General features: G+C 39.6%; 21 protein-coding genes. 10 read left to right on the top strand and 11 right to left on the bottom strand.

The window, feature by feature from the left end:
• Positions 1-61 precede the first annotated feature (61 nt).
• Positions 62-2,935 carry a tetratricopeptide repeat protein gene (locus NLF99_RS19285; RefSeq protein ID WP_254530225.1) on the top strand — a complete coding sequence of 958 codons (2,874 nt, stop codon included), beginning with the start codon at positions 62-64 and terminating at the stop codon, positions 2,933-2,935.
• A 25-nt stretch (positions 2,936-2,960) separates the two neighbouring features.
• Positions 2,961-4,457, top strand: a complete 1,497-nt coding sequence (gene putP / locus NLF99_RS19280; protein WP_254530223.1) for a sodium/proline symporter PutP — start codon at positions 2,961-2,963, stop codon at positions 4,455-4,457.
• A 75-nt stretch (positions 4,458-4,532) separates the two neighbouring features.
• Here putP and NLF99_RS19275 read toward each other — a convergent pair whose 3' ends face one another.
• Both NLF99_RS19275 and NLF99_RS19270 read right to left on the bottom strand, forming a co-directional pair.
• Positions 4,533-5,381, bottom strand: a complete 849-nt coding sequence (locus NLF99_RS19275; RefSeq protein WP_185214285.1) for a TraB/GumN family protein — start codon at positions 5,379-5,381, stop codon at positions 4,533-4,535.
• 140 nt (positions 5,382-5,521) lie between these two features.
• On the bottom strand, positions 5,522-7,399 hold the full coding sequence (locus tag NLF99_RS19270; protein ID WP_254530221.1) for a CocE/NonD family hydrolase: 1,878 nt from the start codon (positions 7,397-7,399) through the stop codon (positions 5,522-5,524).
• 84 nt (positions 7,400-7,483) lie between these two features.
• Here NLF99_RS19270 and NLF99_RS19265 point away from each other — a divergent pair, with 84 nt between their 5' ends.
• The 5 genes from NLF99_RS19265 to NLF99_RS19245 all read left to right on the top strand — a co-directional run bounded on the left by NLF99_RS19265 (position 7,484) and on the right by NLF99_RS19245 (position 10,335).
• Entirely contained in the window at positions 7,484-7,978 is a 495-nt protein-coding gene (locus NLF99_RS19265; RefSeq protein ID WP_254530219.1) for a DinB family protein, read from the top strand.
• A 152-nt stretch (positions 7,979-8,130) separates the two neighbouring features.
• Positions 8,131-8,637: an RNA polymerase sigma factor gene (locus NLF99_RS19260; RefSeq protein ID WP_214649556.1), complete on the top strand. Its 507-nt coding sequence runs from the start codon at positions 8,131-8,133 to the stop codon at positions 8,635-8,637.
• A complete protein-coding gene (locus NLF99_RS19255) occupies positions 8,615-9,274 on the top strand; it encodes a hypothetical protein (protein WP_254530217.1) in 660 nt (219 codons plus the stop codon). The genes NLF99_RS19260 and NLF99_RS19255 overlap by 23 nt, the downstream gene beginning before the upstream one ends.
• Before the next feature lie 13 nt (positions 9,275-9,287).
• Entirely contained in the window at positions 9,288-9,764 is a 477-nt protein-coding gene (locus tag NLF99_RS19250) for a DUF4252 domain-containing protein (protein WP_185214289.1), read from the top strand.
• Between the two features lie 19 nt (positions 9,765-9,783).
• Positions 9,784-10,335, top strand: a complete 552-nt coding sequence (locus NLF99_RS19245; RefSeq protein WP_254530215.1) for a DUF4252 domain-containing protein — start codon at positions 9,784-9,786, stop codon at positions 10,333-10,335.
• 73 nt (positions 10,336-10,408) lie between these two features.
• Here NLF99_RS19245 and sucD read toward each other — a convergent pair whose 3' ends face one another.
• The gene (gene sucD, locus NLF99_RS19240; RefSeq protein ID WP_093098465.1) at positions 10,409-11,281 is read right to left on the bottom strand and encodes a succinate--CoA ligase subunit alpha; all 873 of its coding nucleotides are present in this window, start codon (positions 11,279-11,281) and stop codon (positions 10,409-10,411) included.
• 73 nt (positions 11,282-11,354) lie between these two features.
• A complete protein-coding gene (locus NLF99_RS19235; RefSeq protein ID WP_185214291.1) occupies positions 11,355-11,894 on the bottom strand; it encodes an RNA methyltransferase in 540 nt (179 codons plus the stop codon).
• A 118-nt stretch (positions 11,895-12,012) separates the two neighbouring features.
• On the opposite strand from NLF99_RS19235, the gene rpsT reads away from it, so the two are divergent.
• Positions 12,013-12,267 (top strand): 30S ribosomal protein S20, encoded by a 255-nt coding sequence (rpsT, locus tag NLF99_RS19230; protein ID WP_093098462.1) that lies wholly within the window; start codon positions 12,013-12,015, stop codon positions 12,265-12,267.
• Positions 12,268-12,436: 169 nt separating this feature from the next.
• Here the strand turns inward: rpsT and NLF99_RS19225 are convergent, their stop codons facing one another.
• Positions 12,437-13,294, bottom strand: a complete 858-nt coding sequence (locus NLF99_RS19225; RefSeq protein ID WP_254530213.1) for a DUF1080 domain-containing protein — start codon at positions 13,292-13,294, stop codon at positions 12,437-12,439.
• Between the two features lie 10 nt (positions 13,295-13,304).
• Positions 13,305-14,084, bottom strand: a complete 780-nt coding sequence (locus NLF99_RS19220) for an AraC family transcriptional regulator (RefSeq protein WP_237219568.1) — start codon at positions 14,082-14,084, stop codon at positions 13,305-13,307.
• Between the two features lie 386 nt (positions 14,085-14,470).
• On the opposite strand from NLF99_RS19220, the gene NLF99_RS19215 reads away from it, so the two are divergent.
• Complete coding sequence (locus tag NLF99_RS19215) at positions 14,471-15,958, top strand: succinate CoA transferase (protein WP_185214293.1); 1,488 nt, start codon at positions 14,471-14,473, stop codon at positions 15,956-15,958.
• A 121-nt stretch (positions 15,959-16,079) separates the two neighbouring features.
• Here the strand turns inward: NLF99_RS19215 and NLF99_RS19210 are convergent, their stop codons facing one another.
• The 5 genes from NLF99_RS19210 to NLF99_RS19190 all read right to left on the bottom strand — a co-directional run bounded on the left by NLF99_RS19210 (position 16,080) and on the right by NLF99_RS19190 (position 20,050).
• Positions 16,080-16,667, bottom strand: a complete 588-nt coding sequence (locus tag NLF99_RS19210) for a hypothetical protein (RefSeq protein WP_093098522.1) — start codon at positions 16,665-16,667, stop codon at positions 16,080-16,082.
• A gap of 159 nt (positions 16,668-16,826) precedes the next feature.
• A complete protein-coding gene (locus NLF99_RS19205) occupies positions 16,827-17,780 on the bottom strand; it encodes a glycerophosphodiester phosphodiesterase family protein (RefSeq protein ID WP_254530211.1) in 954 nt (317 codons plus the stop codon).
• Positions 17,770-18,300 (bottom strand): shikimate kinase, encoded by a 531-nt coding sequence (locus tag NLF99_RS19200; RefSeq protein ID WP_254530209.1) that lies wholly within the window; start codon positions 18,298-18,300, stop codon positions 17,770-17,772. Before NLF99_RS19200 ends, NLF99_RS19205 begins: the two co-directional genes overlap by 11 nt.
• Entirely contained in the window at positions 18,297-19,502 is a 1,206-nt protein-coding gene (locus NLF99_RS19195) for a BT_3928 family protein (protein ID WP_254530207.1), read from the bottom strand. Before NLF99_RS19195 ends, NLF99_RS19200 begins: the two co-directional genes overlap by 4 nt.
• An 8-nt stretch (positions 19,503-19,510) precedes the next feature.
• Positions 19,511-20,050, bottom strand: coding sequence for a DUF1599 domain-containing protein (locus tag NLF99_RS19190; protein ID WP_185214296.1), 540 nt, complete (start codon positions 20,048-20,050; stop codon positions 19,511-19,513).
• 127 nt (positions 20,051-20,177) lie between these two features.
• Between NLF99_RS19190 and NLF99_RS19185 the strand changes: the two genes are divergently transcribed.
• Positions 20,178-20,711 (top strand): DUF4269 domain-containing protein, encoded by a 534-nt coding sequence (locus tag NLF99_RS19185; RefSeq protein ID WP_254530205.1) that lies wholly within the window; start codon positions 20,178-20,180, stop codon positions 20,709-20,711.
• The last annotated feature ends 2 nt before the right edge of the window (positions 20,712-20,713 follow it).

The following is a 20,713-nucleotide window of genomic DNA, read 5'->3' as shown; positions in this document are numbered from 1 at the left end:
TTTTTTTTAAACGGAGCCAGCCTTTCCCTTCGGGCTGGCTTCTATTTATTTCACTCATACTATGCTATTAAAACGGTTAATTCTTATTCTATTTGTCAGTGTAAATTCTGTACATGCCCAAGACTACATCAATGACACGAAAGCGGTCAGGACCTTCCTTGACCAAGAGAAAGCAAGGTACATTAAGGAACTCCATTCAAGTTCTAAAACTAAATATGCTACCTTAAATCAGCTCTTGGATCTCGGAGAATGGAACTTGGTGAATCAAGAATTAATAGTTGGAAAAAATATCAATGCGCAAGAAGCAGCTGTTTTAAAATTTAAATACCATTGGCTTAACAATGATTTCAAGTCTGCAGAAAAGGATCTTTTAAAATTAAGTAAAAAGGATCAGGCGGACCTGAAAGTACAACGTGCCTTTGCCATTCTAAAAATTGAAGCTTGGGAACTGGAAACTGCTGAGCATATGAGTAAAGCGCTATTGCAAAAGCATCCTAATGACATCGAAACAAACCTGGTTTTGGGTAGAGCTTTGATGCTGCAGAAAAAGTACCCTGAAGCTTTAGCGTTAGCCAATAGCCTTATTGAAAAAATGCCTAACCTTGCGGCTGGGTATTTTTTGAAAGCTGATGTTTTCTTCTGGGATCAAAAACCAAAGGATGCGGAAGAGGTTTTGGTAAAAGGCCTCAAGTTAAACCCGCTGAACGCTGATGCCAGATTTTATTATGGATATGCTATTTGGAGGAGAATTGATGCCACTCAATTAGGAGATATGGTTGCCCAATGGGAAATTGCATTAGCGCTCAATCCATTGCATTTTCAGTCGCATTGGCATCTGGGAAATGGTCATACCAATTTGACCTATGCCGATTATGTAGATGAAAATGAAAATACAATCAGACAAGAGCTGGAAACTGCTGATGAATTGTTTACTGCTAATAAAATTGAGGCGGCACTTGAAAAGGTGGATCAAATAGTAAAAGCGCATCCAAATTCTGTATTACCGGAGATGCATAAAGCATCCCTGCTGTATGGTGATTTTGATGCTACTGATCGAGAACAGAGGTTAGCTAAAGCGGAGCAGATTTTCTTAAATATCTTAAAAGAAAAGCATCATTATGGACCGGCGCACAATGGTTTGGCAGCAGTAATCAAATCAAAGAGAATTCCTTACCTAAATACTTATCCAAGTATAAGTGCGGCAATAAAGAATCCTAAGATTAGCAACATGGACGATTTCCTGGAAGTATTTCCTGATCTCGCCTATTACCCTGGTCATGTTGCGAAAGGTATGGCTTGGAATCAATTATATACCTCTACGGTATATTTTCCTTTTCTGGTAAAACAGCATCGTGTATTTGTTGTACCGCCCTTGCACATCGACTTGGCCTTAGCTATGAAAGCCCCTTATTTCAGGTTTAATTCAACCTTTGACAACCGTCAGTGGATGGATATCCGTGGGGTAGGTTCTGGAGCAGCAGCCATTGAATACGTGGAACGTGGTGCCTTTCAGGAAAGAAACGTAATCCTACATGAATATGTACATCTTTTCCATGGACAGGTATTGACAGATAAACAGAACAGAAAGATCCGTGAGCTTTATTATAATGCCATGGAAAATGGCCTTACCCTTGATTATTATTCGCAGAACAATGAATCTGAATATTTAGCTCAGACCTATCCAGCCTATTTTGAAAAGGTTAAAGTTCATCCCTTGGATTTTAAATCGATGAATACCTTGAACGACCTGAAAACCAAGGATCCCAAGATGTATGCTTTTTTGGATGATATGATCAGCAAGGAAAAAGCATATTTGGCAGGTGATAAACAGGCCATGGCATCAAATTGGTCAGAAGTTTATGTGAATCTGGCAAGAAATTCTGCGAAGAATGACTTGAAGGAGGCTTATGCTTACTTGGATACGGCTTTACAATATGATCAGCAATATTTACCCGCTTTTGTTGATTATGCAGATTATTTGTTGTCGGAAGGTAAATATGATGAAGCTTCAAATCGATTGAAAGCGGCAAAGGCGATCGATGCCAATTATGCTCCTATTTATTCGGTAGAGGGAAATATCCTTATGGCCACTCAAACTAATAACTTAGCTGCCCAGGCAGCCTTGCTCAAAAAGGCCTATGATATCGAGGTTGATTATATGGAGAAAGCTAAAAACTCCGGAATCTTGAGGAATTTCTATTTCCAACGCGGAATGTTGAAGCAAGCCATGGATGTAGCGGATGAATATGTGAAAAATGGTTCGGAAATATCCACCTATTTAAGAGATAGAAAAGATGATTCCAAGACTTTCAAAGCCTGGCAGAAATCATTGCTGGGATATGAGGAGGAGATTGCTGTCCTATCACATTTGGCGGCCCAGAAACCACAGAATTATTTGATCCGTACGCAACATATTGAGGCTTTGACTGCGAATGGAAAATATGATGAAGCCTTGAAAAACCTACAACAGATCTATCGTACCTTGCAAGCTTCTCAAGTAAACAGACCAGAGTTTGAATTGCTTTTTGCTGAGGTTTATGCCAAACAGGGAAAAACTAAGGAATTGAATGAGTTCTTGGACAAATTGATGGTCAGAGGTGGTGACCCGATCAGATTGGAGCCTCTATATAACCAAAGGTTAGTCAGGTTATTGGCTGATAACAATAGATTGGAGGACGCTAAGGTATTTCATCAGAAATTAAAAGCGAATACCACTTTGTTTTATAAATCATCCGATTTAGTTAGCCGGGCCTTGATCAATTTAAAAGAAAACAAATCGGACGAAGCATTAAGTCTTCTGGACGAAGCACTTGGAATATATCCTTACGAGGTTGACGGCATCAAATTGTTGAAGGAGTTAGGGAAATCTAATGCTAAAGCGGATAATATTTTAACTAATCGTTTAAAAGGAATGGAAATTCCAGCAATTTTATAGCATCTTTACAAATTAAAATTATTACATGAATACATACGAATTAATTTCCATTGGCCTTTATATGCTATTAATGGTTCTGATAGGGCTTTATTCCTGGAAGAAATCAACGAGTAACTCAGAAGAGTTTTTAATTGGAGGTCGTAAAATGGGCGCTGCAGTAACAGCATTGTCAGCTGGTGCTGCGGATATGAGTGGTTGGTTATTGATGGGATTGCCCGGCGCCATGTATGCCGCTGGATTATCCAGTTCTTGGATAGCCATTGGATTGACAACGGGAGCATTTCTAAATTATGTTTTAGTAGCGCCAAGGTTGAGGGTTTACACGGAGGTTGCCAAGAATTCCATTACCATCCCTGTCTTCTTTGAAAACAGGTTTCATGATAAGACCCAATTGCTAAAAATCGCATCTTCTGTATTTATTCTAGTGTTCTTTACACTTTATACCTCTGCAGGTATGGTTTCAGGAGGACGTTTATTTGAATCGGCCTTTAATATGGATTATTATACTGGTTTGTATGTAACGACCTTTGTCGTGGTTCTATATACCTTCTTGGGCGGTTTCTTAGCTGTGAGCTTAACAGATTTCGTGCAAGGTACCATTATGGTTACGGCTCTTGTGATATTGCCTATCGTGATGGTTACCCAGATCGGTGGATTGGGTGAAACCTTTAATATTATCGATACTAAAAATTCAGATTACCTTGATTTGTTTAAAGGGACAACCGCTATTTCCATAGTTTCCTTACTTGCTTGGGGCTTAGGCTATTTTGGTCAACCGCATATCTTGGTTCGTTTTATGGCTATTGATAACGTTAAGGACATTGCAAAAGCAAGAAATATCGGGATTACCTGGATGATCTTTACCGTGGGAGGAGCTATGTTGGTAGGTCTATTTGGTATTGCTTATTTAGCCAAATTTGATACGGCTACCATGACTAAATTTGATGGTTCAAAAGAGATGGCTGAAACCATCTTTATCTATACCTCCAGGGTGTTGTTCCATCCATTGATCGGTGGATTCTTACTGTCTGCTATCTTGGCTGCAGTTATGAGTACCATTTCTTCTCAATTATTGGTGACTTCAAGTTCCATGACGGAAGATATCTATAGGACCTTCTTCAATAAGCAAGCATCCGCAAAGACCATGTTGCAAGTCAGCAGGCTGTCTGTTTTGATCGTTGCAGTAATTGCTCTTTTATTATCCCTAAATCCGAAAGATAGTATTTTGAATTTGGTTGGAAATGCATGGGCAGGATTCGGAGCAGCTTTTGGACCGATAGTATTATTATCCCTGTTGTGGAAAAGGACCACAGCTATGGCAGGATTGCTTGGAATGTTAGTTGGAGGTGCCGTAGTTTTATTGTGGGTATATGTTCCGCACAACTATAAGGAGGTTTATGAAATGATCCCTGGCTTTATTTTGAGCTTTTTGACCATTGTCATTGTTTCCTTATTATCAAAACCTGTGAGTCAGGAAATTCAGGATGAGTTCGATGAAGTAAAACGCATCGTCAAATCATAGATAAACAACAGATTGATTATTAAGCGCTGATCGAATTCGATCAGCGCTTTGCTTTTTTAGGGTAATCTCGTTGGATTAAAGAACAGGGGTCACTTTATATCCTTTGTCTTTCAATAATTGAATGACACCATTTTTGCCTAATAAATGACCTGCACCAACTGCAAAGAAAGTTGAGTTGTTGTTCATCATTTCAGGCATTTTGTTTATCCATTCTTGGTTTCTTTTGGTCAACATCATTTCCTCTTTTTCAGGGCTCATTGAAGATGTCTTAAATAACAACTCTTCCACTTGCCCAACTTCATTATTGAAGTATTTTGAAACCAATTGTTTTGTTTGTTCCTTCATTTTATCTAAATCCCTCAAATAGGTATAAAGGTCTTCCGCCTTGAAGAATTCGTTCATGAGATTGATCTGAAATTCTGCTGTTTCCAATTCGTCAACTGGTTTGCCAGCAGCTCCTTCCAATTTCAACAATTCCAATTCCATGGATTTTATATCCCTAGGATCTTGACAATCGAACGCCTGCATGGATAAAAGTGAAATAAGGACCGCTGGGCCTACCTGATCCAACATCGCTGGAGATAGGTTCTTGGCGGTTAGTACGCTATCGATCAGTTGTTTCTTTTCTGGAGCCAAGCCGTCAAAGAAACCTGGTACTGGTCCGATATGGGCCTGTAATGATTTTACAGTTTCTGGATTGCTAGCATTTAGTTCTAGGGCAATACGGTCAGTTGTTTTTACGGCTTCTTTTATTTTGTCTTCCATTTTGAAATCAGGACCACATGCCATGTGAATGGTTCCAAGGACATACGAATCCTTTTTTAACCCGTTTCCGGAAATTTTCCAAAGGAATGTCTCTTTGTTCTGGGCAAATAAGGCAATAGTCATCATAAATGCCATTGCAGTAAGAATGAGTTTTTTCATATTGTTTTAGTGTAAATTCAAATAGTAAGTATATGACCAAGATTATTCGTTACAATAAATGTGCAAATAATTGTGAATGGTATTTCAAAGACATAAAAAAAGGGACGAATTTAAATCGTCCCTTTCTATTGTTTTCCAGTTTACAACTTGAAATCTCCAAGAGTTTCAAATTTGATTTTACTTGGATGGTTTTTGTCAAAGTATAACTTATGGGTGTTCTTGATATAATCTTCAGCCTTAGCCTTGTAGATATCCATAAATTGGTTGGGATTTCTGTCCGCTAATGGGAACCAGGTATGTTGGATCTGCACCATGATTTTGTGGCCCGGTTTGAAAGTGTGGGCTACATCTGGAAGCACAACACGCACAGGCGTGATTTCATTAGGTTTGAATGCCTCTGGATTACTGAAGCTATTACGGAACTTGCCGCGTAAAATTTCTCCTCTTACCAACATTTGGTAATTAGGCATTACGACCTTTTCGTTCACTGCAGATGTTGCAGTAGTAGTGTCTGGATATACATCGATGATCTTAACGATAAAGTCTGCATCGGTACCCGTCATGGATACATTGAGGTCTGCAACAACCGGACCTGCCATGGTGATAGCTGATGTTAATGTTTCAGTCTCAAATACAATTACATCTGGGCGATTTGCCACGAAACGTTGATCTGCGATCATATATTCCCTGGTTCTGTTTTCAATCAGACCTTCTTGAAAAGGAACAGGTTTGTTTGGATCACTCACATATTCCACGAAGGATTCAGCTTGATCGTCTGCTGCCTTTGAAATCTTTCCGTTTGCATTCAGGAAAAGTTCACTTGTATGAGCATCCTTTGGTGGCCATTGGTCAAAATTTTTCCATTCATTGGCTCCTGTGAAAAAGATATTGGCTTCAGCAGGATTGAAGGAACCTTCACCTTTTAGATAGTATTCGAAGAAAGGTGCTTCAAATTTCTTTTGGTAGTCCAAGCTTGTTTTTTGTCCAAAGCGGATGTCACCAAAATGATCACCTTCTCCACGAACCCATCCGCCATGGAACCAAGGTCCCATGACCAAAATGGAATTGTTCTTTTTGTTGCGTTTTTCGATTTGCTTATAGGTTTCAAAGGCGCCATAGGTATCCTCTGCATCGTAAAGCCCGCCAACCACCATTACAGCAGGTTTAACGTCGTTTAGGTGATTGGTGATAGTTCTTGCTACCCAGAATGTGTCTAGGGTGCTGTGCTTAGCCAAATTGTCCCAGAACTTAACGGTATGGCTTAAATATTCATTCTTTAATCCAGATAGGGTTGGGTTGTCCAAGAAGAATTTGTAAAGGTCCTTTGATGGTAATTGGAATCCTTTTGGTCCATTTTCATTGGTAATAGGTTTTGGTCTTGGGGCATCAAAGGAATACATGAATCGGAATGCATCAGCCAAGAACAGGGCTCCTCCATGATGAAAATCGTCGCCGATGAACCAGTCTGTAACTGGAGCTTGTGGAGAAACCGCCTTTAAGGCAGGGTGACTGCCGACCAAACTAACCGTAGAATAAAAGCCAGGGTAGGAGATACCATATATCCCAACTTTACCATTGTTGCCTTTTAAATTCTTGACCAACCAATCTATGGTGTCATAAGTATCCGTACTTTCATCAATTGTATGTTTGTTTTCTTTGGTTTTAGTTGGGCGAATGTCTTCAAAAGTACCTTCACTCATCCATTTACCACGTACATCTTGATAGACGAAGATATAGCCATTCTTCATCATCTCTGGAAAATTCCCTAAACTGGCCTTGAATTTCCCTTCGCCATAGGGGGCAACGGTATAAGGAGTTCGGTTCAGCATGATAGGGTATTTCTTCGACTTGTCTTTAGGGCTGTAGATTGAGGTGAACAGCCGTGTACCATCTCTCATGGTGATGTACTGTTCGGTTTTGTCATAATGCGTTTTTACATAATCGGCATTGGCATCCTGACCTTTGCTTTGTATACCCAATAGGAGGAAAAGGATACAAAGAATTAATAATTTCTTCATTTGGATAGGTTTTTTAATTTAGTTTAATAAGGTTAAAGTTATACTTTTTTTGATAACTTAGGTTAACATTAATACATTATTTATATGAGCATTAAAGAAGGATTTTTGGTAGAATTGGAGCGCGAAACCAATAACACAAGAAGGATCTTAGATCGATTGAAAGATGAGGACTTGTCTTTTAAACCTCATGAAAAATCCATGTCATTAGGCAATTTAGCAGGGCATATTGTTGAGCTCCATAACTGGGTTTCTGATGCTTTGACGAAGAACGATTTTAACCTAGCAACAGACTATAAACCATTCCACCCGAGCAGTGTGGAGGAACTTAAAAAATCATTGGATGAAGGCTATAAAAGGAATGAAAAAACTTTAGATGAATTTCCTGAGGAGGATTGGTTCAGCAAATGGACGATGAGGGTGGATACCTATGTGGTAGGCGAAATGCCAAAACTAGGCGCTCTTCGCTTTGTCATCAATAATCATTTGATCCATCATAGAGGTCAGTTAAGTGTTTACCTAAGGTTGTTAGATATTCCTGTACCAGGTTTGTATGGACCTTCGGCAGATGAAAAGAAATAGGTAGATTTCAAAAGAATTAAATGCCAGGAGAATTTCTTCTGGCATTTTTTGTTGCTGAAAATAAGTGATTTATGGTTATTTTTCAGTTTTTTTATTTTTTGATGTAATAGAAGGGCAGCGTAGTCTTTCTTGTTAATAAATAAGCAATAATAATGATGAACCAAGAGACCTTTAAAAATACGGTATTTGTCCTGAAGGATAAGCTTTACCGGTTTGCAAATAGGTTTCTGGAACATCAGGAAGACGCTTATGATCTGGTACAAGAGGTGATGCTGAAACTGTGGGAGCAGAGGGGTCAATTGACACAGTTGAAAAGTATTGAAGCTTTTGCCATGCAAATGGTCAGGAATATGGCTTACAACAAAATTGATAAACTGGGAAGGCATGCGAAATATCTAAATCAATTGCCCGCAGATGTTCAAAAAGAAAAGTATCCAGCGATGACCAAAGAGCTAATCTTGAAAATGATCGATGAATTGCCGGAAAAGCAAAGATTGGTGATGTACTTAAGGGATATTGAAGAGTATGAAATCGTAGACATCGCCGAGATGGCAGGACTTGAAGAAAATGCAGTCAGGGTGAATTTATCAAGAGCTAGAAACAGCATAAGAATAAACTTAACTAAGGTTTTTGAATATGAAAAGAGAAGAATTGGATAAGCTGAGAGCTAAATACTGGGAAGGAAAATCTTCCCTGGAGGAAGAACGTAGGCTGAAAGAGTTGGAAGATGAAGAATTCTTTTCCATGCTCAGAAAACCCGAGGAAAAGATGGACTGGGATTTTGAGAGCTTTATGGATCTGGCCGAAAAAGAAATGCCAGCTGAGAAGAAAATTATTCCATTGTCTCGAAAGATCATCATGCTGACTAGCATCGCGGCTTCATTGCTGTTGGGTTTTTTCTTGATCCGTCAATTCAATGATCAAAAGGATAATCAGGCAATCAATAAAGTTGCTGAATCACATGAAAGTCCTAAGGCTCTGGACGTGGAGTCGCCAAAGAGCACTCCTGCAGAGCTAGTTGAGTTGAAGGGTCCGAGTGTCCAGGTTGAAAGAAAGGAGCCTGTAAAAAGCGTGCAATTGGCCTCTACAAGGAAGTCAAAAGAGAGGGTGCCAGAAACTATGCAAACAAACCCCGGTCCGGATGAGGATTTGTATGTGGAGGTCAATGGTGTCAGGATCTATGACGAAGAGAGAGCCCTTGAAGTAACTGAGACAGCTCTACATTTCGCGGCATCGAATCTGAAAAAAGGGATGGAGGGTGTTGAAAACATTAAGTATCTAAAAATTGAAATCTAAAAAAATGAAAACTATGAAAACGTTCATGTTAATAATCAGCCTATTTGTGGCAAGCATGGCACAGGCTCAGATCTCTAAGCTAGATCAAATTTTTGAGCAATATAAGGAACAAAAAGGGGTTACTTCGATCAAGATTGGAAAACCTATGTTCAAGATGTTGAACAAAATGAAAATCAATGATGCCGATGTGGAAACCATCAAACCCTTATTGAGCAAGATCAATTCCATCAAGATGTTGGTTTTTGAAAACGCAGGTTCTGCCATCCAAAAGGAAGTTAGTTCTGCCATTGGAAACCTTAAATATGAAGAATTATTGGTGATCAATTCTGATGGAGACAAAATCCGGTTCTTGGCTGAAAATGTTGAAGGTGATTTCCTGAACAACCTTTTGCTAAGTATCAACTCCGACGAAGAAACAGTTTTTATGATCCTTGACGGTTCCTTAAAATACGATGATATCAATGCCCTTGTAAACAATAACGATAACTAACCTTAATAACACTAACATTATGAAACGCTACATTGGAATTATTTGTGCCGCTATTATTTTCTTCAGCATGCAGAGCTGCATGATCAAAAGGGGTGCTAACATGGATTTCGCAAAAGGTACTAAACTCTCAGCTGATGCTGAAATTGTATCAATCAATGTTCCAGGGATCCTGATGAAAACATTTATCCGTGGAAAGATCAGGGAATTGCGTGAAGATGATCCTGCACTAGCCCTGGCATTGAAAAAGATCAAGAAAATTAAATTGATGGCAGTTTCAGGCGGTGGAAGGAATTCCAACCTTTACGATAAATTCAACAGTTATCTGGTGAAAAATGATTTCGAGGAGCTGATGAGTATCTATAGTGACGGCTCAAAAATCTCCATCAACACAAAAACAAAAGGGGATAGGATAAAAAGTGTAATGCTTGGCATCACTGACGATGAGGATCAAGTGTTTGTAGATCTGAAGTCTGATATCGATCTCAATGAACTCAATCAATTGATTGAGCATTATGAAAGTACACAGCAAGATAAAAAGGAAAAGGAAGAAGATCCTTCAGAACAATCTTGAGTTTCGTTGTTTAGTTAATAAAAAAGCCTGGCTCATTTGAGTCAGGCTTTCTTTATGATTTTCGCTGTTAGAATTATTTAGCTAATTCTTCAGCAATTGCTTTTCCAATTTCAGCAGGTGATTCAACCACACGGATACCGCACTCTTCCATGATTTTCATCTTAGCAGCAGCAGTATCATCTGCACCACCAACGATAGCACCAGCGTGACCCATACGGCGTCCTGGAGGCGCTGTTTGTCCAGCGATGAAACCAACAACAGGTTTAGTTCCGTTTTCCTTGATCCAACGAGCAGCTTCAGCTTCCATACCACCACCGATCTCACCGATCATGATGATACCTTTAGTTTCAGGGTCGTTCATCAACAATTCAACAGCTTCTTTGGTAGTAGTTCCAATGATAGGGTCACCACCGATACCGATTGCTGTAGTGATACCTAATCCTGCTTTCACAGTTTGGTCTACTGCTTCGTAAGTTAAAGTACCTGATTTAGATACAACACCTACAGAACCTTTTTTGAAGATGAAACCTGGCATGATACCGATCTTAGCTTCTTCAGCAGTGATGATACCAGGACAGTTAGGACCGATTAAACGTGAGTTTTTGTCGCTCAAGTAAGATTTTACTTGAATCATGTCTTTTGTTGGAATACCTTCGGTAATACAAACAATTAAAGCAATACCAGCAGCTGCAGCTTCCATGATAGCGTCAGCAGCAAATGCAGGTGGAACAAAAATAATAGAAACATTTGCACCTGTAGCATCAACAGCATCTTGAACTGTGTTGAATACTGGGCGGTCTAAGTGTGTTTGGCCACCTTTACCAGGAGTAACACCACCTACTACGTTTGTACCGTACTCAATCATTTGAGACGCATGATAAGTACCTTCGTTTCCGGTAAAACCTTGAACGATTACTTTGGAATCTTTATTTACTAATACACTCATTTTGTCTTATTTTTTGCAACGCAAATCTACTATTTTGATATGACTTCTAAAAATCAGATAGGTAGGTATTTTGTTATTTTTTAATAAACTTGGTTTTATTGATTAAATCCCACAGTACTATACCTATGGTAACAGAAACATTGAAGGAATGTTTTGTTCCAAATTGAGGAATTTCTAAGGTGCCATTGGCTAATGAAATGATATCCTCTTCCACGCCATGCACCTCATTGCCAAATACTACCGCATACTTCTTGCTTGTTACAGGCTCAAAGGTCTCTAAAGAGACACTATTGTTGGTTTGTTCGATCGCATAAACTTCAAAACCTTCTGCTTTTAGTTTTTTGATGGCTTCAACACTATCCTTTTCGTACTCCCAAGTAACGGACTGGGTTGCTCCCAAGGCTGTTTTCTCAATTTCACGATGCGGTGGAGTAGCAGTAATACCACATAAAACGATCTTATCGATAGCAAAGGCATCTGCAGTACGAAAGGCCGAGCCAACATTGTGCATGCTCCTCACATTGTCCAAAACAATGACCAAGGGAGTTTTCTCTTGAGATTTAAAGGTTTCAACATCAACTCGATTGAGCTGATCCATGGATAATTTTTGCATCTTGCAAAGATAATGATTTCGAAAAATTAAAAATGATTTTGAATATTAGATTTTCTGTGCTATTTTTGCAGTCCGAAATAAAGTATAAAAGATTTAAAATATTATATAGCTAAGAGAAATGGCAAATCATAAATCGTCGATCAAAAGAATTAGAGCTAACGCTGCGAAGCGTTTAAGAAACCGTTACCAAGCGAAAACTACTCGTAACGCAATCAAGAAATTACGTAACACTACTTCAGCAGAAGAAGCTAAAGAATTATTGCCACGCGTGGTATCTATGCTTGATCGTCTTGCAAAGAAGAATGTTATCCACAAGAAAAAAGCTTCTAACAACAAGTCTAAGTTGACTAAATTCGTTAACAAATTAGCGTAATCTAAGCTTTTTTTATAAAATATTTTAGGGGTGTTTTAAAACATCCCTTTTCTTGTTTGTATACTTTTCTGATTCTGTGTTCCGAATTCCTAGGTGGAATATCATGAGCACCATAAAAAAAGCTGCGCTGACCAAAAGGTCAGCGCAGCTTTTTTTATGGGCATATTTCTTATTTGCTCAGGATTGATTTTACAACCTGATCTAATTTCTGTTTGTCACCCTTATAGGAGTCTAGGTCATAAAGTTCAACTTTACGGAAATCAATGGGATGGCTTTCACTTTGTAAATAGATATAGCCTTTGTCCAATAATTTACCATCTTGTTTCACCTTAGGATCCACTGGTGATGCACTTCCACCTCCAATTTGCGGTTTGTTGTATTCCAAAACTACCTGTCCATCCAGAACGTGCTGGATCAATGAATCTCCAAGTACGACAAACTCAGCGGTTACCCATTGGTCACCATGGTAAGTTTTCGATTTGGAGCTCAAACAATGTGGGGTGAATAACTTATCGTCAATTACGACATTGGTTCCGGGGGTACATAGGTTGGAAGTTGTGCGTTCGTCCTTACCATTTCCGCCCAAGAGCTGTCCTTCGATAGAGATCGGGAAATCTTGGTCTTTCAACATGGTTTTAGGATCTTGTCCATGCAACATGGCACCGCTATTGGCCCATGCCCAGCCTTCACCACCTTTGGTCTGTTCGCCTACAAACCTGTATTCTAGCCTTAGCACATAATAACCATATGGTTTATTGAAGGCTAAGTGTCCATACTGTTGGTTAAAATCATCATATCCATCATAACGGACTTTCAAAAGCCCATCTTCAACTCGGAAGGTATTCGCATAGTTGTCGCCTACTTCATGCAATCTAATCTTAGGAGTCCAATCTTTGATATCCTTGCCATTAAATAACTGAATAGGTTTAGGGGTTTTTACGGTTGTTTTTTGGTTGACTTGTGAGGTTGCTGAGCAAGAAAACATAGTTCCCAGCAGCAAACCGGCGATAATGTCCTTGAAATTCATTTATTAAGGATTATAAAAGTAAATTACGGTTTTTTACATATTCACTAGGACGCACGCCAATAACCTTGTTAAAGGTATTGCTAAAGGTAGGCAGGCTATTGTATCCTACTCGCAATGCCACTTCATTCACGCTAAGTTTGTCGTCCAGTAGGAGCTTCAAGGAGGTCAGCATCCTTAAGATCGTGAAGTATTGAATATACGACATGGCCAGTTCTTTCTGGAACAATCTTGCCAATGTCCTCTCGGAGATATCAAAATGCTCTGCCAGGCTCTTAAAACTGATGTTCTCGGCAATATTCTGTTCCAGATAATTAATGATCTGCTTTAGCTTGTCATTTTTAGGATAGGGAAGGGCCAAAGGCAACTCCGTTTGGGAAAGCTCAGGCAGGATAAGCTTGAAGGCTTTCGCAATAGAATAGCGAGGTTCTTCCTCAGGAAAGATGTTTCCGTTCCAGCGATTGGTAAACATGATCAATTCGATCAATAGATCGTTGACCGGATAGATATTGACCTTATCGAAAAATTCTGTGTCGGTCTCGTACTTAGGAAAGTACAGGTTTCTCATCACCACCTCGGAGCTACTCGGGTGAATGCTATGTTTTACATGTGGGGGAATCCAGATATAGTGGCGCGCAGGGAGAAAGTAAGATTTCTCTGCCGTCTTCAAAAAGACAACCCCACCTTCCGTATAAAGGAATTGACCTTTTTTGTGTGAGTGCTCAGTAACCGAGTCACCCATTACTGCATGATGACAATAGATACTGTTGTCATAAGTATCTACTTCTGTCATATAATATTTATCAATATATTCCTTTTGCATCCAGATGAGGCGTTAATGTGGCATAAATTTCCTGTTTTTATTTGAGAAAAGCAAAACAAGGGCGTTTTGAGGACCACAAGCCACAAGTGTTTGCCTTACATTTTTGAAATAATTTAAAAAAAAGATATCCACATCTTTTGAATATTATCGCATTTGCTCTAAATTAACAGCATCTAACATCAATCTATGGCGATTTCTTATCCTATCCACAAGGAATCTATAGTAAATGTGTCTAGTAAGTAATCAGTTACTTTTTATTTGTACAAAAAAAGTAACTGGCTATTATGAATAATTTAATAAATAAAATATTGACTAATATTGCCTCACTCTTTTAGAGGGAACACAAATGTATTGATATGTTGGACAGAATACGTCTTGAAAGACTTAAAGAAAAAGTTACTACTGCCGAAGAAGCTGTCAAATTAATCGAAGACGGTATGGTTGTAGGCTCCAGTGGATTCACCAAGGCTGGAGACAGTAAGGTCATCTTACCCGCATTAGCTGAACGCGCCAAAAAAGAAAATATTAAGATCACTTTAATGACAGGAGCATCCCTAGGTCATGGTACCGACGGGAAACTTGCTGAAGCTGGTGCCTTGAAAAAGCGTATGCCCTTTCAGGTAGACCCTGTCCTGAGAAGCAAAATCAATAATGGTGAAGTGCTTTTCATCGATCAACACTTGAGCGAAAGCGCCGAACTCTTACATAATAAAAACCTTCCAGATGTAGATATCGCCGTTTTGGAAGTAGCCTATATCGACAGAGATGGAAGCGTAGTTCCAACGACTTCCGTAGGAAATTCCGTTACATTCGCTGCCTTGGCCAAGAAAGTAATCCTGGAAATCAATACCTCGGTCCACGAGAATGTTTATGGAATCCACGATATCTACCAAGCGGAAGATTACCCACATAGAAATGTAATCCCGATTGTCGCGCCATGGAATAAGATCGGAAGGAAAACTATTCCCTTAAATCCGGATAAAGTAGCGGCCATTGTCTTTACCAGTCAACATGATAGCCCTGCAGATATCGCTCCACCTGATGAGAAAACCACCAAGATCGCTGAGCATATCCTGGAGTTTTTCGAAGAGGAGGTAAACCTAGGACATTTATCAGATCGTTTGCTTCCAATCCAGGCAGGAATCGGAAAAGTAGCCAATGCCGTTTTGACCGGTTTCTTACATAGTAATTTCTATGATCTGACCATGTTCTCTGAAGTATTGCAGGATTCCGCATTTGACTTAATGGATGCTGGAAAATTGAGCTTTGCTTCGGCATCATCGGTTACCGTTTCCAAAGAATGCTATGACAGGGTATTTGATAACCTTCAGAAATACCGCGACAAGTTTGTGCTTCGTCCACAGAACATTTCCAATACGCCAGGTTTGATCCGTCGTTTGGGAATCATAGCCATCAATACCGCTATTGAATTTGATATTTATGGAAATGTGAACTCTACCCATATCGGTGGGACCAAGATCATGAATGGAATCGGAGGTTCGGGAGATTTCGCGAGAAATGCCTATCTAAGTATTTTCGTGACCCAAGCCGCTTCCAAGGACAACAAGATTTCGCATATCTTGCCAATGGTGTCCCATACGGACCATACAGAGCACGATGTTGACATCTTGGTAACAGATATCGGTTTGGCAGATTTACGCGGTCTCGCGCCAAGGGAGAGGGCGCAGAAGATCATTGACAACTGTGTACATCCAGACTATAGAGAAGAATTACAATCTTACTTCGACCGTGCTTGTCAGCGCGGTGGACATACTCCACATCTATTGGAAGAAGCCTTCAGTTGGCACATTCGCTTCAACGAAACAGGAAGTATGAAAAAATAATAATAGACTATTGTTTTATTTATTGCAAAAAAAAGCTTAGCGAAATTTCGCTAAGCTTTTTTTTGGAATTTAATTTTTGATTGAAATCTTATCTGGTCAACCAGAAAAGGTATTAATTCTACTATCTGTTTCTTCCTGGCAAATAAATCTGGAAACCAACTGATAAGCCAAGGCCATTCTGAGTTCCAGAAGCATTAATATTGGCTTTTGAATAATTGTAACCAGCCATAACTTCCAATGCCACAGTTTGTGTTATGAAATGGGCATAACCTACATTTGCTCCCAGGTTAAGCGATACATCATCACCTGCAGAGCTTCCGCCGATTCCGACATCACCCTGTCCAAAGAAACGACCTGTTGCGCTAGCACCTCCAGGGAAGTAATAACGGACAAATGGTGAAATACCATATCCCCAATTATTAGGGTTGTCATCTTTTCCCGAAGTAAAACCCAGATTTGCCTGTGCACCTATTGCAATACCATCTGAAATAAAGTATCCAGCACGTGGATTCAACTGGATATTGAAGGATTCTCCTTCAAAGCTATATCCTAAACTTCCTACAGATCCACCAATCATCCAATTTCCTTGTCTGATCGGAGCCATACCAACATCCGCTGAAGATTGAGGTACGGTTTTTACTTCTACCTGTGCTGTGCTATAGGATAAGCAGCCTACTGATAAGGCTAATGTTAGTAGTAAATTTTTCATAATAATCTTGTTTTCTTATTAACTAATCAACAAGATGCAATTAATAATGTTTTCGTATTGATAAAATTTTATCTTTTGTAGGATATGGGTTACAACATATAAAAAGCCTTGTTAATCCACATTAACAAGGCTTACGCTATATTTTCTCTGAAAAATAGATTAATTAATGAAAGGTGATTCTAAGTTTCTTTTTTTGATATAGAAATCCAATGCTTTCCACGCTTCAAAGGGTCTGTCAGTCGATAGCACATCTGCTCCTCTAACGATAAAATCAGCATATAGCTGGTATCCCGCTTTTTCAGCCGATCGGTCTAAGTTGCCGATTGTCCCTAAAATGGATTTAATCCCATGCTGTCTCAACATCGTATATAGAGCAGTATCTGGCTCGCGAGTGCCCACAAAAGCGATTAATCGGGTATCTGGAATACTCAGTTCACTTAGGCGGTTCAGATCATCCCTGTTTTTGATCGTAGCCGAGATCATGAGATCTGGAGCCAACCTATTCACAACCTCGGCTTGGTTAGCCGAGTAGGTGATGATAATGCTGTTCGCTTCTGCTTTTGTCTTTCGGATCAATTCAATAACCTTCTCATAAGGAACCGATCTCTTGACATCCAATGAATAGATAACCCTTCCGATACCCCATTGCAAGGCATCTTCTAAGGTAGGGATCCTGTAGTTTGTCAGCTCGCCATTGTTATCCCTTAGCTTGAGGTCTTTCAGTTGCTCATATGTTTTATTGGAAACCCGTCCTTTTCCAGTTGTGGTACGGTCTAAAGTTTCATCGTGCATCAGGACCAGAACAGAATCCTTGGTCATGGCAATGTCGCATTCAATGATGGCTGGCATCTTGCTGGCCACCTCTGCAAATGTCGGAATTGCATTCTCAGGAAAACCATCACTTGGACCACCACGATGGGCACTGACCAAAGGGTAGGAGTTCTCATTGTAAGTCAGGAAATGGTAAAGGTCATCTACTGTCTTCAGGTTGAAAACCTGATCCACCTGTGGCATATTGCTTATACTGCTCGAGCTATTGGTCCTAAAACAAGATGAGGACAGCAACGCAAGCATTCCAGCGATAAAAATAGATGAGTAGAATCTATTGCTCATGTAATTCAATGTTTGCTTTTACCAAGGAGACTAGGTCCTCCAAAGGTGTATTGATTTGATCGACCAAGATATGTGCGCGATCATAGAATGGGTTTCTTTCTTCCAGTTTGCTCTCTATAAAGTTCAAGAGTTCATCCCCAGTAAAGCCTTTCAAGGCCGGTCTCTTTTTGACATCAGATTGGCTTAACCTGCTCCATAAGGATTTTGGGCTGTGCTTCAGATAGAGGACGGTTCCATTTTCCAATAACCAATCCATATTGTCGAAGTAACATGGCGTACCACCGCCCGTAGAAATAATGCCAGATTTGTCCTTTTGGGCATGCAATATTTCTCTTTCGATTTCCCTGAACTTATTTTCGCCATGTAAAGCAAAATATTCAGGGATGCTCATGCCGATATGCTCAACAATTTCATGGTCCAGGTCCACGAAAGGAGCCTCTAGGGCATTTGCCAATTTCTTTCCCCAGGTGGTCTTCCCACTTCCCATAAAGCCAATCAGGAAAACTGGTCGCTGAATCATTCTACTTTGTCTAGATATTTAGTTATTAACTCATGTTTGCTAGGAAAATTGTACTGCGACCATTTTTTTACAACGGTACCATTCAGCATCAGCATAACCCCAGGGTTTGCGCGGACCATACTTTTCAATGGAACGGCATCCACATAGAATGTCTCCAGCACAAGGTCCATTTGGTCATTCAGGTAGTTTACTTCATCAGAAGATGAAGCAGTCGCCAGAACGGCCCTGATATTATAGTCTTCAGAAAGGTCCCTGATCGTCGTGTTGATGCGGTCCAATGCCGCTAAATCAAAAGGAGACATCTTCTTAAGGTCTGTACTTACCACAATAAAATTGTAATATGGGTTTTGGATCACTTCCTCTGTGCGATCTGTACCGTCCATATCCGTAATAATCAAATCAGGTATTTTTACTTCATATCCTTTTTTGATCAACCTAGTCTGTGGATCACCCACAACTTCCCAGTTTTCATCCTCCCACAGCTTCTGACCCATGTATTCTTTGTCAGTTACCTTTTTTGTCTCATTCGTGGTTTTATTCTTCAACTCGTAGATATGTTCAAATACATCAGGCTCAGCACCTTCCGGTACCTTCATCAATTCAGGTACATTGTTTCCTTCTTTATAAGGAAGGAAGTCTATAAATGGAAGGAAATAATAGGTATATATCCCAATACCAAATGAACCCAATATGATGAGTGCAGTCAACAGATTTCTGGTAAATAGACTTCTAATGAAAGGTTTGATCTGATCTCTTTTAATAAAGATAAAAACGATCAGGATCAATAAAATGAGGTCCTTAAAGAAAGATTGCCAAGGGGTCAATGGAATGGCATCGCCAAAACAGCCGCAAGATTTGACTACCTCAAAAAATGCAGAGTAAAAGGTCAAAAAGGTAAAAAATATGATCAAGAGCAATAAGCCCCACGCGACCTTCTTGCCAGCTACACCCAGGATCAACAGACCACCGAGGATGATCTCGACAGCACAAAGGAAAATAGCGATCCAAGTGGCATAATCACTTAGGAATCCAAGGTTGAGGACATGGAAGTATTCTTGCAGCTTATAGCCAAATCCCATCGGATCATTGGCCTTTATCAATCCGGAGAAGATAAATAATAATCCAACCAGAATTCTAGCAATCCATAATAAAACATTAGGTTTGGGTTGTTTTGTTTGGGAATAGCTCTGTGTATAAGTCATGTTGTTCGTTATTTTGCCAAACCTAATTTGATCAGTGCAAAGACTGCATAGTTCAGCATATCTTGATAGTTTGCTTGTAATCCTTCCGATACCAAAGTTTGGCCATCATTGTCCTCAATCTGTTTTACACGATGCAATTTCATCAAGATCAGATCGGTCATCGATGAAACACGCATGTCCCGCCAAGCCTCGCCATAATCATGGTTTTTGGCAAACATCAGGTCGCGGGTCTCATTCACCTTTTCGGTATATTTCTCCGCTACGATTTTGGGGTCCAAGTTCTCGTTTTCCGTATTGCCAATTTCCAGTTGAATCAAAGCAATCACACAATAATTGATGATTCCAATGAATTCATCGACTACTCCTTCGCCAACTTTCGATTCCTTTTTTTCTTCCAATGAACGGATACGGGCGGCCTTGATATAAATCTGATCAGTCAAAGAACTTAATCGTAAAATTCGCCAAGCTGTACCATAGTCTTTGGTCTTTTTAATAAATAGCTCTTGGCATATGTTGATAATACGATTGTATTCTGTATTTGTATCCATAAATTGATTTTGCATTATAGTATGAGTCTCACAAATATAGCTAGAATATCCTTAACCTTTAAGTCACTTTACAGTACAATTTCCTCGATTTTCAATATTTATGAGCACTTTAGATTAACTTTGAAGGATGGAATCTGCTAGGTTTTATGATCTTTCCTATCTCAAAATGGGCACTGCACTGCAAAGGAAATCTTATGATTTGATCCGGAATCATAGGATAATGGAAGTTTTGCAGGATTTCAAACCCGTCCTTATTGGAACCATTCCCATTTACATTGCCGTGTGGAACAGCGATTTGGATATCGCCTGTGAGGTCTATCACCTCGACATATTTGAAAGAAAATGTCATGAAAATTTCGAAAAACACAATGGATACAGCTTTAAAGTTGAAACTGTGCGTGGAATAGAAGTTGGAATTGCTAACTTTAAAATTGATGATATGTTGCTGGAAGTCTATGGAGAAGGTAGACCGGTGGCTGAACAGTATGGTTTTCGACATCTGTTGATCGAAGCCAAACTTTTGGAGACCTTCGGCGAGGAATTTAAACAACAGATCATCAAGCTGAAGTCGCAAGGAATAAAGACTGAACCGGCTTTTGCCAAATTATTGAAAATCCAAGGAGATCCTTATGAGGGTCTCCTAAACTATAACATAGAATAGAT

Origin of the sequence: Sphingobacterium sp. LZ11T8 (genome assembly GCF_024261425.1) — a bacterium.
Classification (GTDB): domain Bacteria; phylum Bacteroidota; class Bacteroidia; order Sphingobacteriales; family Sphingobacteriaceae; genus Sphingobacterium.
This window is presented reverse-complemented; position numbering and strand designations above follow the sequence as displayed.

Bases quoted from the DNA above. Each gene is read 5' to 3' on its own strand.
- NLF99_RS19285 (WP_254530225.1), top strand. From the start codon at position 62: ATGCTATTAAAACGGTTAATTCTTATTCTATTTGTCAGTGTAAATTCT.
- putP (WP_254530223.1), top strand. From the start codon at position 2,961: ATGAATACATACGAATTAATTTCCATTGGCCTTTATATGCTATTAATG.
- NLF99_RS19275 (WP_185214285.1), bottom strand. From the start codon at position 5,381: ATGAAAAAACTCATTCTTACTGCAATGGCATTTATGATGACTATTGCC.
- NLF99_RS19270 (WP_254530221.1), bottom strand. From the start codon at position 7,399: ATGAAGAAATTATTAATTCTTTGTATCCTTTTCCTCCTATTGGGTATA.
- NLF99_RS19265 (WP_254530219.1), top strand. From the start codon at position 7,484: ATGAGCATTAAAGAAGGATTTTTGGTAGAATTGGAGCGCGAAACCAAT.
- NLF99_RS19260 (WP_214649556.1), top strand. From the start codon at position 8,131: ATGATGAACCAAGAGACCTTTAAAAATACGGTATTTGTCCTGAAGGAT.
- NLF99_RS19255 (WP_254530217.1), top strand. From the start codon at position 8,615: ATGAAAAGAGAAGAATTGGATAAGCTGAGAGCTAAATACTGGGAAGGA.
- NLF99_RS19250 (WP_185214289.1), top strand. From the start codon at position 9,288: ATGAAAACGTTCATGTTAATAATCAGCCTATTTGTGGCAAGCATGGCA.
- NLF99_RS19245 (WP_254530215.1), top strand. From the start codon at position 9,784: ATGAAACGCTACATTGGAATTATTTGTGCCGCTATTATTTTCTTCAGC.
- sucD (WP_093098465.1), bottom strand. From the start codon at position 11,281: ATGAGTGTATTAGTAAATAAAGATTCCAAAGTAATCGTTCAAGGTTTT.
- NLF99_RS19235 (WP_185214291.1), bottom strand. From the start codon at position 11,894: ATGCAAAAATTATCCATGGATCAGCTCAATCGAGTTGATGTTGAAACC.
- rpsT (WP_093098462.1), top strand. From the start codon at position 12,013: ATGGCAAATCATAAATCGTCGATCAAAAGAATTAGAGCTAACGCTGCG.
- NLF99_RS19225 (WP_254530213.1), bottom strand. From the start codon at position 13,294: ATGAATTTCAAGGACATTATCGCCGGTTTGCTGCTGGGAACTATGTTT.
- NLF99_RS19220 (WP_237219568.1), bottom strand. From the start codon at position 14,084: ATGACAGAAGTAGATACTTATGACAACAGTATCTATTGTCATCATGCA.
- NLF99_RS19215 (WP_185214293.1), top strand. From the start codon at position 14,471: ATGTTGGACAGAATACGTCTTGAAAGACTTAAAGAAAAAGTTACTACT.
- NLF99_RS19210 (WP_093098522.1), bottom strand. From the start codon at position 16,667: ATGAAAAATTTACTACTAACATTAGCCTTATCAGTAGGCTGCTTATCC.
- NLF99_RS19205 (WP_254530211.1), bottom strand. From the start codon at position 17,780: ATGAGCAATAGATTCTACTCATCTATTTTTATCGCTGGAATGCTTGCG.
- NLF99_RS19200 (WP_254530209.1), bottom strand. From the start codon at position 18,300: ATGATTCAGCGACCAGTTTTCCTGATTGGCTTTATGGGAAGTGGGAAG.
- NLF99_RS19195 (WP_254530207.1), bottom strand. From the start codon at position 19,502: ATGACTTATACACAGAGCTATTCCCAAACAAAACAACCCAAACCTAAT.
- NLF99_RS19190 (WP_185214296.1), bottom strand. From the start codon at position 20,050: ATGGATACAAATACAGAATACAATCGTATTATCAACATATGCCAAGAG.
- NLF99_RS19185 (WP_254530205.1), top strand. From the start codon at position 20,178: ATGGAATCTGCTAGGTTTTATGATCTTTCCTATCTCAAAATGGGCACT.